The sequence below is a fragment of the Streptomyces sp. NPDC004065 genome (genome assembly GCF_044903565.1).
Classification (GTDB): Bacteria; Actinomycetota; Actinomycetes; order Streptomycetales; family Streptomycetaceae; genus Streptomyces.
Genome location: NZ_JBJDQT010000023.1, coordinates 49,455 through 63,199 on the forward strand (window position 1 = coordinate 49,455; position 13,745 = coordinate 63,199).

The following is a 13,745-nucleotide window of genomic DNA, read 5'->3' on the forward strand; positions in this document are numbered from 1 at the left end:
GTCCGGAATCCGGACAGGTGCTCCTGGCTGCGCCTCACGGGCCCCGACCCCACGCGGGCCCCCCGACTTCCTTTGTGGAGGAACGAAAAGTGAGGATCAAGCGCACCACCCCACGCAGCGGTATCACGAGACGGACCCGGCTGATCGCCATCGCCTCCGGGCTCGTGGCCGCCGCCGCGTTCGCGGTCCCCAGCGCGAACGCGTCCGACACCGGCACCTTCAGCGCCGCCCAGCTCACCAAGGCGAGCGACTCGGTGCTCAAGGCCGACATCCCCGGTACCGCCTGGGCTGTCGACAGCAGGACGAACCGTGTCGTCGTCACCGTCGACAGCACGGTCTCCCAGGCCGAGATCGCCAGGATCAAGCAGCAGGCGGGATCCAACTCCGGTGCCCTGACCATCAAGCGCACGCCGGGCAAATTCAACAAGCTGATCTCCGGCGGCGACGCCATCTATGCGAGTAGCTGGCGCTGCTCGCTCGGCTTCAACGTCCAGGACTCCAGCGGCAACTACTACTTCCTGACCGCCGGTCACTGCACCGACGGCGCGGGCACCTGGTGGTCGAACTCGTCGCACTCCACCACGCTGGGCACCACCGCCGGCTCGTCCTTCCCGGGCAACGACTACGGCATCGTGCGCTACACCAACGGCTCGGTCACCAAGTCGGGCGCCGTGGGCAGCGTGGACATCAAGAGCGCGGCCACGCCGTCCGTCGGCACCACCGTCTACCGCCGCGGCTCCACCACGGGCATCCACAGCGGCCGGGTCACCGCGCTCAACGCGACGGTCAACTACGGTGGCGGCGACGTCGTCTACGGCCTGATCCAGACCACGGTCTGCGCCGAGCCCGGCGACTCCGGCGGCCCGCTCTACTCCAACAGCGGTGTCGCCTACGGCCTGACCTCCGGCGGCAGCGGCAACTGCTCCTCCGGCGGCACGACGTTCTTCCAGCCGGTCACCGAGGCACTGAGCGCCTACGGGGTCCACGTCTACTGACGTCCTCCCCGCCCGCCGGGCCGACCGCGGCGGCCCGGCGCCCACTGCCCGCACCGGCGGCAGGCGAGCCCCCGTACGCAACCGGCGTACGGGGGCTCGCCCTTGCCCGCGGGCGGTCCCGGCGGCCGCGATCACTCCGGCGGGGTGTCCGCCCGGCCGGGCGGTTCGGTGAAGGTGTCGTTCCGCGGCGCCCCGGAGCGCGCCGTCGTACCGCCGCGCCCGGAACCGGGGGCGCCCGTGCCCGTACTGCCCGGGGTGCCCGCGCCGCCCGTGGTGGCCGTGTTGCCCGTACCTTCCGTACTGCCTGCGCTGCCCGCACTGCCCGTAGTGCCGGCGTCGGTGCCGTCGGAGGTGCCGCTTCCGGCGCCGGCCCCGCCGGCACCGGCCTCCGCGACCCCGGACTCGAAGGCGCCGGACTCGGAGACGCCGGACTCGGAGACGCCGGACTTTCCGGACCCGCCCGCAGCGGTGCCGTTCCCGCCGGCCCGGCTCGCCGGGGCGGCGCCCGCGGCCGCCCGCCTTCCGCGCAGACCCGCCGCGAGCAGGGCCAGGACGACACCGGCGAACGCCCACGCGCCGAGCACCAGCAGCGCGTCCGTCAGGGCCCTGCCGCGGAAGTACGCGATCGAGCGAGCCGCCCAGGTGCCCGCGCCCGGCGGCAGCGCGGGACCGATCGCGCGCCAGAACGGCGGCAGCATCGGCCACGGCAACGCCCCGCCCGCGCTCGGATTGCCCGCGATCACCACCAGCAGGATCATCAGGCCGACGCCGCCGATGCCGAAGATGCCCTGGAGGGCGAGCGTGGCCGCGCCGACGGCGAAGGTGACCAGCGCGCCCAGTCCCCACAGGGCCAGGACATGGCCCGGCAGCGCGTCCAGGGCCGGGCCCACGATCAGCGCGCCGCCCAGCCCGCCGAGGAGTGCGACCAGTGCCATGGCGCCCAGCCGGATCGCCGCGCGGCGCGGGTTGGCGGGCCGGGCGCCGGCGCTGATCGCGAGGATCGAGGCGCACAGGTACCCGCCGATGCTCCAGCCCACGACCAGGTAGAAGGACGACAGCGCGTTGAGGTCGCCGGCGGAGGCCGGGGCCACGTCCACGGTCCGTACCGACCGCCCCTCGCCCCGGTCCACGGTGGTGAGGAGCCTCTCCAGGGTGGTGGCGAGGGCGGCGCCGCCGCCGGAGGCCACCAGGAGTGTGTCGGTGGTACCGGCCGGCCCGACGACCAGGGCGCCGTCGAGCTCGCGGCGCAGGATCCTGGCGCGGGCCGCCGCCTCATCGGTCACCCTCCGCGGGGCCAGGGGCGAGCCGGGCAGCCCCTCCAGCCGGGCCACCGTCCGCGCGGCCACCGCCTCGGGGGCGGCCACGCCGAAGGGCACGTCCCGGGGCCGGGGCTTGTGCAGGGCGCCCACGTAGGAGGCCACGAACAGCAGCTGGAGTGCGATCACCCCGAGGACGAGCAGCGTGGCACGCGGCGTGACGGCGTCCCTCACCTCCTCGCGGAACGGACTGGGGCGACGACGGCGGGCGTGGGGGTGCGTCATGCCCTCACGCTGCGTGGCGCCGGATGTTTGCGCAGGTGGGACACGCCCGAACGGATGTCGTACACGTGTTCGGGGATGGGGGTATGGTGGGGAGGAGGGGGTAGGGAACTGATGTTCGAGAGTCTGGTGCGGGCTCACGAGTACGGGAGGTGCGGGTGCCGGGTTTCACGCATCTGCACACCGTTTCCGGGTTCTCCCCGCGGTACGGCGCCTCCCACCCGGAGCGGCTGGCCGAGCGTGCCGCGGAGCGGGGCATGGACGCCCTCGCGCTCACCGACCGCGACACCGTCGCCGGCGCGGTCCGCTTCGCCAAGGCCTGTGCGGCGGCGGGTGTGCGCCCCCTGTTCGGCACGGAACTGGCCGTGGCCGGACCCGAACCCGTACGGCACGGCCCGCCCGGGCGGCACGGCCTGCCCGGACCGTACGGCTTGTCCGGACCGTACGACGCCTCCGCACGGAACGACGCCTCCGCGCGGGCGGAGCGTCGCCGGACGCCGGTGCGCGGTGGCGCCTTCGTCGACGAGTCGGCCCCGCGCGTCACCTTCCTCGCCCGTGACGGCGCCCGGGGCTGGGCCGATCTGTGCCGCCTGATCAGCGCCGCGCACTCGGGGCTCTCGTCCCCGCTCGGGCAGGGGGGACCCCCGTCCCCGGGCACCCCGCTGCTCGCCTGGGCCGACAACCACGCCGACGGTCTGACCGTGCTGCTCGGCCCCGGCTCCGACGTGGGCCGGGCGCTGGCCGCGGGCCGCCCGGACCGGGCCGCGCGGCTGCTCGTCCCCTGGCGCGAGGTCTACGGCGACGCCCTGCGCCTGGAGGCCGTCTGGCACGGCCGCGAGGGCACCGGCCCCGGCTCCCTGCGGCTGGCCGCCCGCACCGTCGGTTTCGCCGCCGAACAGGGGATCCGGCCCGTGCTCAGCAACGCCGTCCGCTACGCCGACCCCGGCCAGGGCCCGGTCGCCGACGTCCTGGACGCCGCCCGCCGGCTGGTGCCCGTCGGCGCGGGCGGGGAGCTGGACTCCGGCGAGGCCTGGCTGAAGGACCCGGGCGCCATGCTGCACGCGGCCGAGCGGATCGTCCGGGCCGCGGGCTTCCGGCCCGAGGCGGCCCACCGCCTGCTGGAGCAGACGCAGGCCACGGCCGCCGAGTGCCTGGTGGACCCCGAGGACGACCTCGGCATGGGCACCGTCCACTTCCCCGAGCCGCACCTGGTGGGCGCCGGCCGCCGCACCGCCCAGCGCACGCTCGCCTCCCGGGCGGCGGCGGGCATGGTGCTGCGCGGCTACGCCGGCCGGCGCGACTACTGGGAGCGGATGCACCAGGAGCTGGACATCATCGCCCACCACGGCTTCGCCTCCTACTTCCTCACCGTGGCCCAGGTGGTGGACGACGTACGGGACATGGGCATCCGGGTGGCGGCCCGCGGCTCGGGCGCCGGCTCCCTCGTCAACCACCTCCTCGGCATCGCCCACGCCGACCCGGTCGCGCACGGGCTGCTGATGGAGCGCTTCCTGTCCAAGCGGCGCATGGTCCTGCCCGACATCGACATCGACGTGGAGTCCGCGCGCCGGCTGGAGGTCTACCGCGCGATTATCGACCGGTTCGGCGCCGAGCGGGTCGCCACGGTCGCCATGCCGGAGACGTACCGGGTGCGGCACGCGATCCGCGACGTGGGCGCCGCCCTGTCCATGGACCCCGCCGAGATCGACCGGGTCGCCAAGTCCTTCCCGCACATCCGCGCCCGCGACGCCCGCGCGGCCCTCGAGGAACTGCCCGAGCTGAGGGCGCTGGCGGGACGGAAGGAGCGGTACGGCAGGCTCTGGGAACTGGTCGAGGCGCTCGACGCCCTTCCGCGCGGGGTCGCCATGCACCCGTGCGGGGTGCTGCTGTCCGACGCCTCCCTGCTCTCCCGTACGCCGGTCGTGCCCACCAGCGGCGAGGGCCTGCCCATGTCCCAGTTCGACAAGGACGACGTGGAGGACCTCGGGCTGCTCAAGCTGGACGTGCTGGGCGTGCGGATGCAGTCGGCGATGGCGCACGCGGTCGCGGAGGTGGAGCGGGCGACGGGGGAGCGGATCGACCTGGACGCGGTGCCCGACGGCGACCCGGCGACGTACGGGCTCATCCGCTCCACCGAGACGCTCGGCTGCTTCCAGATCGAGTCGCCGGGACAGCGGGACCTGGTGGGGCGGCTGCAGCCGGGGACCTTCCACGACCTGGTGGTCGACATCTCCCTGTTCCGGCCCGGGCCGGTGGCCGCCGACATGGTGCGGCCGTTCATCGAGGCCCGGCACGGGCGGGCGCCGGTGCGCTATCCGCACCCGGACCTGGAGGAGCCGCTGAAGGAGACGTACGGGGTCGTCGTCTTCCACGAGCAGATCATCCACATCGTGCACATCATGACCGGCTGCGGGCGCGACGAGGCCGACCGGGTGCGGCGCGGGCTGTCCGACCCGGAGTCGCAGGGGCGGATCAAGGTGTGGTTCGCCCAGCACGCGGCGGCGAGGGGGTACGACGCGGAAACGATTCAGCGGACCTGGGAGATCGTCGAGGCGTTCGGTTCGTACGGCTTCTGCAAGGCGCACGCGGTGGCCTTCGCGGTGCCGACGTACCAGTCGGCGTGGCTGAAGGCCCATCACCCGGCCGCCTTCTACGCGGGGCTGCTCACGCACGACCCGGGGATGTACCCCAAGCGGCTGCTGCTGGCGGACGCGCGGCGGCGCGGGGTGCCGATCCTGCCGCTGGACGTGAACCGGTCGGGGGTCACCCATCGTATCGAACTGGTGTCTGATTCGGAGTCAGGGGAAGGTGACGCGGAGTCCGTTCCGCCCGGCACCTGGGGACTGCGGCTGGCCCTTTGTGACGTGCACGGCATCAACGAGGCCGAGGCGGCGCGGATCGCGGACGGGCAGCCCTACGCCTCGCTGCTGGACTTCTGGGAGCGGGCGCGGCCGAGCCGTCCCGTCGCCGCGCGCCTGGCCCAGGTGGGCGCGCTGGACGCGTTCGGCGCCAACCGCCGCGATCTGCAACTGCACCTGACCGAGCTGCACCGGGGGAGCCGGGGCGGCCGGGGCGGCGGGGGGCAGCTGCCGCTGGCCGGCGGAAGGAGGACGGCCGCCGCCGGGCTGCCCGACCTGTCCGAGGCTGAGCGGCTCAGCGCCGAACTGGGGGTGCTGTCCATGGACGCCTCGCGCAATCTGATGGACGACCACCGGGCGTTCCTCGACGAGCTGGGCGTGGTCTCCGCGCGCCGGCTGCGTGAGGTGCGGCACGGCGAGACGGTGCTCGTCGCGGGCGCCAAGGCGGCCACCCAGACCCCGCCGATCCGCTCCGGCAGACGGGTCATCTTCTCCACCCTGGACGACGGCACCGGCCTGGTCGACCTCGCCTTCTTCGACGACTCCCACGACGCCTGCGCGCACACCGTCTTCCACTCCTGGCTGCTGCTGGTGCGCGGAGTGGTGCAGCGGCGCGGCCCGCGCAGCTTCAGCGTGGTCGGCTCCGCCGTCTGGAACCTCGCCGAACTGGCCGAACTGCGCGCCGAGGGCGGCCTGGAGGAGGTCGCGGCCCGGCTGGCCCGCCCCGGCGGGCCCCCCGGGGAGCCGGACGGAGCGCCGGACGGAGCGCCGGACGGTGAGGGCGAGGCCGCGCGGCGGGCCCGGCTCGCCGGGTCGGACGGCCTGCCGGCGCCGGCCGGCTCCGCGGCGCGGGACCCGATGGAGGCCGCCCGCGGCCGCAGCATCCGCATGTCCACCGGCTACGAGATGCACCCCTGGGCGGATCTGCGGCCCGCGGGCGAGGGGTCCGCGAGCGGACGGAAGCTGTGGCACCAGAGCCCGGGGAGCGCGGGCTGACGCTCCGCGCGTACGCCCCCGTCCCCGCCGGCCGCGCGTACGCCCCTGTCCCCGCCGGCCGCGCGTACGCCCCCGTCCCCGCCGGCCGCGTGACCTCCCCTGCCGGCGGGTCAGTTGGCCCACGGCGGGGTGAGGACGGTGCCGTCGGCCAGGCGCGCCCGAAGGCCGGTGGACGTGGTCACCCAGGTGACGGCGGTGCGGTCCGTGGGGTTCTCGACGGCGAGGGTGGCGCCGCGGTGGACGATCACCGTGTCGCCCGCGGTGACGCGCTCGGTGCCGCCGTCGAGGGTGATCAGCAGCTCGCCCTCGAGCAGGTGGAGTATCTCCTCGCGGTCGACGCGGTGCGCGGGGGCCCGGGTGCCCCCGGGGATCTCGCCGCGCCACGCGGCCAGTTCCCGCGCTCCCGTGCGCGGGGAGGCGTACGAGACGAAGCGGGCGCCGTGCAGTTCGTGGGTCACGGCATCGGACGGGTGGACGACGGGCATGGTTCTCCTCGAAGGGCGATGGTCAAGCTGCTTGACTGTTCTGCTCGTCCCTTATGGTCAAGCTGCTTGACCATTTCGTCAAGGGTGTTTCAATGCCTGCGTGCAGAACTCCGAGGCCATGGCCCTGTCCGCCACCCTGCTCGCCGTCGCCGGTGAGCTCACCCAGCGCATCCACGAGGGGGTGCTCGCCCGGGGATTCGAGGGGCTGCGGCCCGCCCACGGCTTCGCCTTCGCGCGGCTGGCCCCGGGTGGCGCCACCGTCACCGAGCTCGCCGCCCATCTGGGCGTCACCAAGCAGGCGGCGAGCCAGCTCGTCGACGAGATCGTGCGCAAGGGGTACGCCGAGCGGCGGCCGCACCCCGAGGACGCGCGGGCCCGGCTGGTCGTGCTGACCGAGCGGGGCCGGCAGTGCACGAGGGCGGCCGAGCAGGCGGCCGCGGAGGCCGTGCGGGCCTGGGCCGATGTCATCGGCGAGGGTCAACTCGTTGAGTTGTGGCAGCAGTTGGCGCGGATCGCGCCGTATGGCCCCATCCGGCCCGCCTGGTGACGGTTCGTCAGGGGCACTATCACAAATCCCGGGTTACCACTGGAAGTTTTTACTGACGCGTAACTTCACACTTCCACTACTCGTCCGTAACTTGGCGAGTGAACGCATCCTCGTGATCCGGATCACAGGGCGCAGTGCCGTCGCACCTCCCTTGAGCCGCAAGGAGATCACACGATGCTGCCCTTCAAGCGCGCCCTCAGACCACTGGCCGCCCTGCTGCTGGCCGCCGCGGTCGCCACCGTCCCCGCCGCCACCGCCGGCGCCGCCACGACCGCCGCCGCCACGACCGCCACCGCCGCAACGACCGCCGCCGGCGCGCCCAGCAGCGGCTGGAACGACTACGACTGCAAGCCCTCCGCCGCCCACCCCCGCCCCGTCGTCCTCGTCCACGGCACCCTCGGCAACTCCGTCGACAACTGGCTCGGCCTCGCGCCGTACCTGAAGAACCGCGGGTACTGCGTCTTCTCCCTGGACTACGGACAACTGCGCGGCGTCCCGGTCTTCTACGGCCTCGGCCCCATCGACCAGTCGGCCGCGCAGCTGTCCGCCTTCGTCGACAAGGTGCTCGCCGCCACCGGAGCCGCCAAGGCCGACCTCGTCGGCCACTCGCAGGGCGGCATGATGCCCCGCTACTACCTGAAGTTCCTCGGCGGAGCCGCCAAGGTGAACGCCCTCGTCGGCATCGCGCCCGACAACCACGGCACCGACCTCGGCGGACTGACCAACCTGCTGCCGTACTTCCCCGGCGCCGAGGACCTCATCTCCGCCGCCACCCCCGGCCTCGCCGACCAGATCGTCGGGTCCGACTTCCTCACCAAGCTCAACCAGGGCGGCGACACCGTGCCCGGAGTCCACTACACGGTCATCGCCACCAAGTACGACGAGGTCGCCACGCCGTGGCGCACTCAGTACCTGACCGGTCCCGACGTCCGCAACGTCCTGCTGCAGGACCTGTGTCCGCTCGACCTGTCCGAGCACGTGGCGATCGGGCTGATCGACCGCATCGCCTTCCACGAGGTGACCAACGCCCTCGACCCGGCGCACGCCAGGAACACCACCTGCGCGTCCGTCTTCAGCTGACCGGGCCGAGTGCTCCGGGGCCTGTCCGGCCTGAGCCGCCGGACAGGCCCCGCGTCATGCGCGGCCCCCTCAGCGGCCGTTCCGCCCGCCCGCCGCGCGCCGGCGGACCGAGGCGAACAGGACCGCGGAGCCGAGCGCCAGGGCGGCGGCGCCGCCGACCGCGACGTACGGGGTGCCGCCGTCGCCGCCGGTCTCGGCCAGGTTCCGGGAACCCCCCGCGGCCTCGGGCCGGCCCGAGGCCGGTGCGGGGGACGCGGGGGCGCCCGCTCCGGCGGACCCGCCGGAGCCCGGCTTCGCGCCCGTCCCGTGGCCGCTCCCGCCGTCCGTACCCGCGTCCGTCCCCCGCTTCGCCCTCGGCCGCGTCGTCGGGTCCGTCGTGGTGCGGGGGTCGGCGTCGCCGTGGCCGTGGTGCTCGACCGTCGACCTGCCGGCGCCGTCCTCGATCTGCCGCTCGGTCGGCGCCGAGGCGCGCGGCGCGGGCGGGGACCCGCCCGCCGCGCCGCCGTTGCCGCCCCCGAAGGACACGTCCGAGCAGGAGTAGAACGCCTCCGGGCTGTCCGAGCGCTGCCAGACGGCGTACAGCAGGTGCTTGCCGGAGCGCTCGGGGAGCCGGCCGGAGAACGTGTAGAAACCGCCCGAGGCGACCGGGTCGGCGGCCGTCGCGACCGGGTGCTCGAGATCGAGGTCGGCCCAGGCGAGCGGCTTCGCCGGGTCGTACCCCGGCTTGGTGATGTAGACCTTGAAGGTGCCCTTGTGCGGGGCGGTCACCCGGTACCTGAAGGTGCGCGCGCCGCTGCTCACCGCGGTCGCGGGCCAGTCCGCGCGGGCCAGGTCGAGCCCCTTGAACTCCTCGTTGCCCGCGCTGCACAGCCTGCCGTCGGGGATGAGTTCCCGGTGCCGGCCGTTCGCCTCGCCGATCCGGATGCCGTTCCAGTCGTACAGCGCCTGGGTGCCGCCGGCCGCGACGGCCGCCCGGCACGCGGCCGACCTGGGGTTCTCGGGACCCTCCGCGTAGCACTGCGAGACCCGGCTGACCGGGTCGCCCAGCGTGCCGTGCGCGGACGCGGGCGCGGCGGCGAGCGAGGTCAGGGCGAGCGGGGCCAGGCCGACGGCGGCGAAGACGGCGGCCTTGCGGCGTGCGGGCATGGGGGAACTCCTCGAAGCGGTCCTCGGACGGGGAGCACGGGGTGCGCGCCGCGGACGGATGCCGCGGGCCGCGATCCCGTGGGGCTGATCAGAAACTAGCCCCGGCCGGCCGGGAAAACGCCCGGGAAGGGCGCCGTGGGGAGATCCTTATGGTCGCGTTAAGGGAGCGCTCAGACTGCGCTCAGGCTGGGATCGGACGGGTGCGGTTCAGCCGCTGCCCGCCGCGCTGCCCGCTGCCCGCCGCGTTGCCCGACGCCCGCCGCGTTGCCCGACGCCCGCGGCGCGGCGTGCCGCGCCGCGGGCCGCGCGTCTGAGGCGTCCCACCATGCGCGTGCCGGTGTTCACGCGTCCGGCCACCAGGTGCGCGCGATGTCCTTGCGCACCTCCGGCCGCCCCGCGGGGCGCTCCTCGGCTTCGTCACGGACCCGGCGCGCGTCCGTCTTCCTCAGGGGCTTGTGCACTGTCACACGGCGCATGGCTGCCTCCTTCACGCCTACCTGGTTCCGTGTCCTCACGGCGGCAGACCTTTCGGGCGAGAGTTCCTCATCGGTACAGCTCTGTCTGTGGTGGCTGTCACGAATCGGCTGTCAGTGGCGGGTGTCACCCTGGGGCGCATGAGTGAACGCGCGACGACCGACGGCGGCGAGGCGGCTTCGGCCCCCCTCGACTGGGACGCACAGGCAGCCGTCTTCGACGAAGAGCCGGATCACGGGCTGCGCGACCCGGGGGTGCGCGCCGCCTGGGCCGAGCGGCTGGACGGCTGGCTGCCCGGGCGGCCCGGCGACCTCCTGGACGCCGGCTGCGGCACGGGCAGCCTGTCGCTGCTCGCGGCCGAGCGGGGGCACCGGGTGACCGGCGTGGACCTCTCCCCGGCCATGGTGGAGCGGGCCCGCGCCAAGCTCGCGGGCCGGGACGCGGTCTTCCTGACCGGTGACGCGGCCGACCCGCCGGTGGGCGAGCAGTGCTTCGACGTCGTCCTGGCGCGCCACGTGCTGTGGGCGCTGCCCGACCCCGCCCGCGTCCTGCGGCGCTGGCGCGAGCTGCTGCGGCCCGGCGGCCGGCTGGTCCTGGTGGAGGGTGTCTGGGGCAAGGTCACGCCCGTCGGCATACCCACGGAGCACCTGCTCACTCTTCTCGCCCCGCTCCTGCCGCACACGCACGTGGAGCGGCTCTCCGAGGACACCCGGCTGTGGGGCGGCCCCGTGACCGACGAGCGCTACGCGGTGGTGGCCCGGCTCTGAGCAGGGCCCGGCGGGCCGGAACGGTGCCCGTTGGTGCAGGTGGGGGCCTGCGCGCACCCCCTCAGGCCAGCAGGGGCGCGAAGCCGTCGGCGGTCCGGGCCAGGGTCTCCAGGGTGTCGAGGGCGGCCAGGGCCGCGGCCGCCGCCGCGGGGTCGCGTCCGGCCAGCCCGCTCGCGGCGAACTCGTCCTCGTCCAGACGGCGCACGTCGGCTCCGTCGGCCGAGCGCCACAGGTCCAGGTCCAGGTCCTCCACGACCAGCTCCGCGCCGGAGCGCGTCGCGGGGCGCGTGACGTCGCAGTACCACCCCTTCAGCCGGCCCGCCGTGTCGCGCACCTCCTTCACCGAGTACCAGCGGTCGCGCCAGTAGTACTCGGTGAAGACGTCCCCCGGCTCGAACCGCACGAAGCCGAAGTCGCGCACGCCCTCGCCCGCCCAGGGCGCCCGCACCGCGATGCGGGTGCCGTCGTCGGCCAGCAGCCGGGCCGCGTAACGGATCTTCGTCCGGCCGCCCTTGACGAGGACGACGTCCAGCCGCCCTGCCCCGCGTCCCGTCTCAGCCGAGTTCGCGGACATACCGCACCTCCGTCGCGCAGACCTCGTAGCCGAACCACTTGTTGATCGCGATCATCGGCCCGTTGCCGGTGTCGTTGCCCGTGAACGCCTCCGTGCACCCCGCCGCCCGCGCCCGGTGCAGGGAGTCGTTCTTGGCGAGCTTGGCCAGGCCCCGCCCGCGGAAGGCCCGGGCGGTGCCCGTCATCACCGTCCCGTACCGGGTGCCGCCGTCCGTGCGGACCGCGGTGAAGGCGGCGGGACGCCCGTCGACCACGGCGACCGAGGTGAGCTCCGGGCTGAACAGCGGGTGCCGCCAGGTCTCCTCCAGCCACGCCTCGTAGTCCGTGAACTCCCAGTCCACATCGCTCGGTTCGTCCGCCGACACCTCCGCGTCCAGATCGAACAGCGGCCGCGGGTCGCCGGCGAAGTCCGAGCCCCGGCGCAGCTCCACGCCCGGCGGCGGGTCCGCCCGCGGCGGCAGCGTGCCCGTGAGGTCCAGGCGCAGGAAGTGCGCCGAGCGGCTCGCGCGGTAGCCGTGCCGCTCGGCGAAGGCGCGGTTGCCCGGCTCGTCCAGCACCCAGGCGAGCAGCTTCCGCGCCCCGTGCGCGGCCAGGTGCTCCTCGGCGGCGCGCACCAGCGCGGTGCCCAGACCGCGGCCGGTGTACTCCGGATGCACATACACATTGACGTTGCCCTGACCGGGCTCCGGGCTGTCGTGCACCAGGTGCACCTGGGCCGTGCCGGCCACCTCGCCGTCCACCACGGCGACCAGGGGCCGGTAGCGGGCGCCGGGGTGCATATGGGTGAGGTCGTAGGCGAGGGACTCGGGCGTGAACAGGATGAACGGCAGCGCCCGCTGCCGGACGCGGGCGAAGCCCTCGAGGTCGGATGGCGCGTCGGGGCGCAGGTCACGGACGATCGCGGTCATGGAGGCGCACGCTACGGGCCGGAACCGCCGGCGTGCCTCCCATTTTCTCCGGGGCGCCGCGCACGGGACAATCGGCTCCGTGACCTTGAGGATCCACATTCAGGACGGGGCGCCGCCGTACGAGCAGGTGCGTGCGCAGATCTCCGAGCAGGCGCGGTCCGGCGCACTCCCGGTGGGACACCGGCTGCCGACGGTGCGCGGGCTGGCGGAGTCGCTGGGGCTGGCGGCGAACACGGTGGCCAAGGCCTACCGCGCCCTGGAGGCGGACGGGGTGATCGAGACGCGCGGCCGCAACGGCACGTTCGTGGCCGCGGCCGGCTCCGCCGCGCAGCAGGAGGCGGCGAACGCCGCCCGGGCCTACGCCGAGCGGGCGCACAGGCTCGGCCTCGAGCGGGACGCGGCGCTGGCCGCCGTCCACGACGCCCTGCGGGCCGTCTACGGCGACTAGGGCCGCGGCGGGCACCGCCGCGACCGGAAGGACACACCGGCCCCCGACGCCGGCAGACCTTCCCGGCCGCGGGGGCCACGACACTAGAAGCCGGCCGGTGCCGTGCGGGCGGTGGTTGCCGGTGTGGTTGCCGGTGTCCGGGTCACCGTCAGGCCCGCTCGTCGTGCCACCCGTCCGAACACCGCCGCGTCCTGGACGGCCGCTCCCGTCGGGTCGTTGTTGAAGTAGGCGTACACGTCCCGGTCGTCCGGCCAGGTGGCCGCGACGCGGTCGGCCCAGGTCTCCAGCGAGCGCCGGCCGTAGTGCGGCCAGGCCCGGGCGCGGCCCACGTGGAAGCGGACGTACCCCCAGCCGGCCGTGCGCCACAGCGGTGTGACCGGGCGGGCGTAGGCGTCCGCCCAGCACAGGGCCGCGCCCCGCGTCCGCAGGACGTCGCGGACCTGCGGCGTCCACCAGGAGGTGTGCCGCGGCTCCACCGCGACCCGGGTGCCGGGCGGGAAGCAGGCCAGGCAGGCGTCCAGCAGCCCCGGATCGGCGCGCAGCGTCGGCGGGAGCTGGAGCAGCACCGGGCCGAGCCGGCCGCCGAGGCCGGACGCGTGCGTCATCAGGCGGTGCACCGGCTCCTCGGGGTCCTTCAGCCGCTTGATGTGGGTGAGGAAGCGGCTCGCCTTGACCGCGATCGTGAAGTCCGCCGGCACCCGCTCCCGCCAGGCCTCGAAGGTCTCCCGGGACGGCAGCCGGTAGAAGGCGTTGTTGAGCTCCACGGTGGCGAAGGCGGCCGCGTACTCCTCCAGCCACAGCCGCGTGGGGCACTTCTCCGGGTACAGCACCCCCCGCCAGTCCTTGTACTGCCAGCCCGACGTCCCGACGAACAGGGTCATACGCCCATCAAAGCACCGGCCGCCGGACCGGGCGGCCCGCCCCGGTCGC

General features: G+C 74.7%; 12 protein-coding genes and 1 pseudogene. 6 read left to right on the forward strand and 7 right to left on the reverse strand.

What is annotated here, in order from left to right; translation table 11 throughout:
* The first annotated feature begins 89 nt into the window (after positions 1–89).
* Positions 90–995: a S1 family peptidase gene (locus ACI2LW_RS23130; protein WP_404733107.1), complete on the forward strand. Its 906-nt coding sequence runs from the start codon at positions 90–92 to the stop codon at positions 993–995.
* Between the two features lie 479 nt (positions 996–1,474).
* Here ACI2LW_RS23130 and ACI2LW_RS23135 read toward each other — a convergent pair.
* Positions 1,475–2,536 (reverse strand): annotated as a pseudogene (locus ACI2LW_RS23135) (DUF3533 domain-containing protein); the annotation flags it as partial.
* Between the two features lie 155 nt (positions 2,537–2,691).
* On the opposite strand from ACI2LW_RS23135, the gene ACI2LW_RS23140 reads away from it, so the two are divergent.
* A complete protein-coding gene (locus ACI2LW_RS23140; RefSeq protein ID WP_404733108.1) occupies positions 2,692–6,387 on the forward strand; it encodes a DNA polymerase III subunit alpha in 3,696 nt (1,231 codons plus the stop codon).
* A gap of 110 nt (positions 6,388–6,497) precedes the next feature.
* Here ACI2LW_RS23140 and ACI2LW_RS23145 read toward each other — a convergent pair whose 3' ends face one another.
* A complete protein-coding gene (locus ACI2LW_RS23145; protein ID WP_404733109.1) occupies positions 6,498–6,872 on the reverse strand; it encodes a cupin domain-containing protein in 375 nt (124 codons plus the stop codon).
* 100 nt (positions 6,873–6,972) lie between these two features.
* Here ACI2LW_RS23145 and ACI2LW_RS23150 point away from each other — a divergent pair, with 100 nt between their 5' ends.
* Positions 6,973–7,419 carry a MarR family winged helix-turn-helix transcriptional regulator gene (locus ACI2LW_RS23150; RefSeq protein ID WP_404733110.1) on the forward strand — a complete coding sequence of 149 codons (447 nt, stop codon included), beginning with the start codon at positions 6,973–6,975 and terminating at the stop codon, positions 7,417–7,419.
* A gap of 174 nt (positions 7,420–7,593) precedes the next feature.
* The gene (locus tag ACI2LW_RS23155; protein WP_404733111.1) at positions 7,594–8,499 is read left to right on the forward strand and encodes an esterase/lipase family protein; all 906 of its coding nucleotides are present in this window, start codon (positions 7,594–7,596) and stop codon (positions 8,497–8,499) included.
* A 69-nt stretch (positions 8,500–8,568) separates the two neighbouring features.
* Here ACI2LW_RS23155 and ACI2LW_RS23160 read toward each other — a convergent pair whose 3' ends face one another.
* Positions 8,569–9,645 (reverse strand): lytic polysaccharide monooxygenase, encoded by a 1,077-nt coding sequence (locus ACI2LW_RS23160; RefSeq protein ID WP_404733112.1) that lies wholly within the window; start codon positions 9,643–9,645, stop codon positions 8,569–8,571.
* A 341-nt stretch (positions 9,646–9,986) separates the two neighbouring features.
* The gene (locus ACI2LW_RS23165; protein WP_404733113.1) at positions 9,987–10,121 is read right to left on the reverse strand and encodes a hypothetical protein; all 135 of its coding nucleotides are present in this window, start codon (positions 10,119–10,121) and stop codon (positions 9,987–9,989) included.
* A 138-nt stretch (positions 10,122–10,259) separates the two neighbouring features.
* On the opposite strand from ACI2LW_RS23165, the gene ACI2LW_RS23170 reads away from it, so the two are divergent.
* On the forward strand, positions 10,260–10,886 hold the full coding sequence (locus tag ACI2LW_RS23170; protein ID WP_404733114.1) for a class I SAM-dependent methyltransferase: 627 nt from the start codon (positions 10,260–10,262) through the stop codon (positions 10,884–10,886).
* A gap of 61 nt (positions 10,887–10,947) precedes the next feature.
* Here the strand turns inward: ACI2LW_RS23170 and ACI2LW_RS23175 are convergent, their stop codons facing one another.
* Together ACI2LW_RS23175 and ACI2LW_RS23180 are read right to left on the reverse strand one after the other, a co-directional pair.
* Positions 10,948–11,460: a DUF402 domain-containing protein gene (locus ACI2LW_RS23175; RefSeq protein ID WP_404733115.1), complete on the reverse strand. Its 513-nt coding sequence runs from the start codon at positions 11,458–11,460 to the stop codon at positions 10,948–10,950.
* Complete coding sequence (locus ACI2LW_RS23180) at positions 11,441–12,367, reverse strand: GNAT family N-acetyltransferase (RefSeq protein ID WP_404733116.1); 927 nt, start codon at positions 12,365–12,367, stop codon at positions 11,441–11,443. The genes ACI2LW_RS23175 and ACI2LW_RS23180 overlap by 20 nt, the downstream gene beginning before the upstream one ends.
* 79 nt (positions 12,368–12,446) lie before the next feature.
* Between ACI2LW_RS23180 and ACI2LW_RS23185 the strand changes: the two genes are divergently transcribed.
* Positions 12,447–12,815, forward strand: coding sequence for a GntR family transcriptional regulator (locus tag ACI2LW_RS23185; protein ID WP_404733117.1), 369 nt, complete (start codon positions 12,447–12,449; stop codon positions 12,813–12,815).
* A gap of 83 nt (positions 12,816–12,898) precedes the next feature.
* Here ACI2LW_RS23185 and ACI2LW_RS23190 read toward each other — a convergent pair whose 3' ends face one another.
* Positions 12,899–13,696 carry a DUF72 domain-containing protein gene (locus ACI2LW_RS23190; protein ID WP_404733118.1) on the reverse strand — a complete coding sequence of 266 codons (798 nt, stop codon included), beginning with the start codon at positions 13,694–13,696 and terminating at the stop codon, positions 12,899–12,901.
* Positions 13,697–13,745 lie beyond the last annotated feature (49 nt).

What these genes read in the sequence shown, in the direction of transcription:
- ACI2LW_RS23165 (WP_404733113.1), bottom strand. Translation starts at nt 10,121, where the DNA reads ATGCGCCGTGTGACAGTGCACAAGCCCCTGAGGAAGACGGACGCGCGC.
- ACI2LW_RS23180 (WP_404733116.1), bottom strand. Translation starts at nt 12,367, where the DNA reads ATGACCGCGATCGTCCGTGACCTGCGCCCCGACGCGCCATCCGACCTC.
- ACI2LW_RS23170 (WP_404733114.1), top strand. Translation starts at nt 10,260, where the DNA reads ATGAGTGAACGCGCGACGACCGACGGCGGCGAGGCGGCTTCGGCCCCC.
- ACI2LW_RS23155 (WP_404733111.1), top strand. Translation starts at nt 7,594, where the DNA reads ATGCTGCCCTTCAAGCGCGCCCTCAGACCACTGGCCGCCCTGCTGCTG.
- ACI2LW_RS23145 (WP_404733109.1), bottom strand. Translation starts at nt 6,872, where the DNA reads ATGCCCGTCGTCCACCCGTCCGATGCCGTGACCCACGAACTGCACGGC.
- ACI2LW_RS23175 (WP_404733115.1), bottom strand. Translation starts at nt 11,460, where the DNA reads ATGTCCGCGAACTCGGCTGAGACGGGACGCGGGGCAGGGCGGCTGGAC.
- ACI2LW_RS23190 (WP_404733118.1), bottom strand. Translation starts at nt 13,696, where the DNA reads ATGACCCTGTTCGTCGGGACGTCGGGCTGGCAGTACAAGGACTGGCGG.
- ACI2LW_RS23160 (WP_404733112.1), bottom strand. Translation starts at nt 9,645, where the DNA reads ATGCCCGCACGCCGCAAGGCCGCCGTCTTCGCCGCCGTCGGCCTGGCC.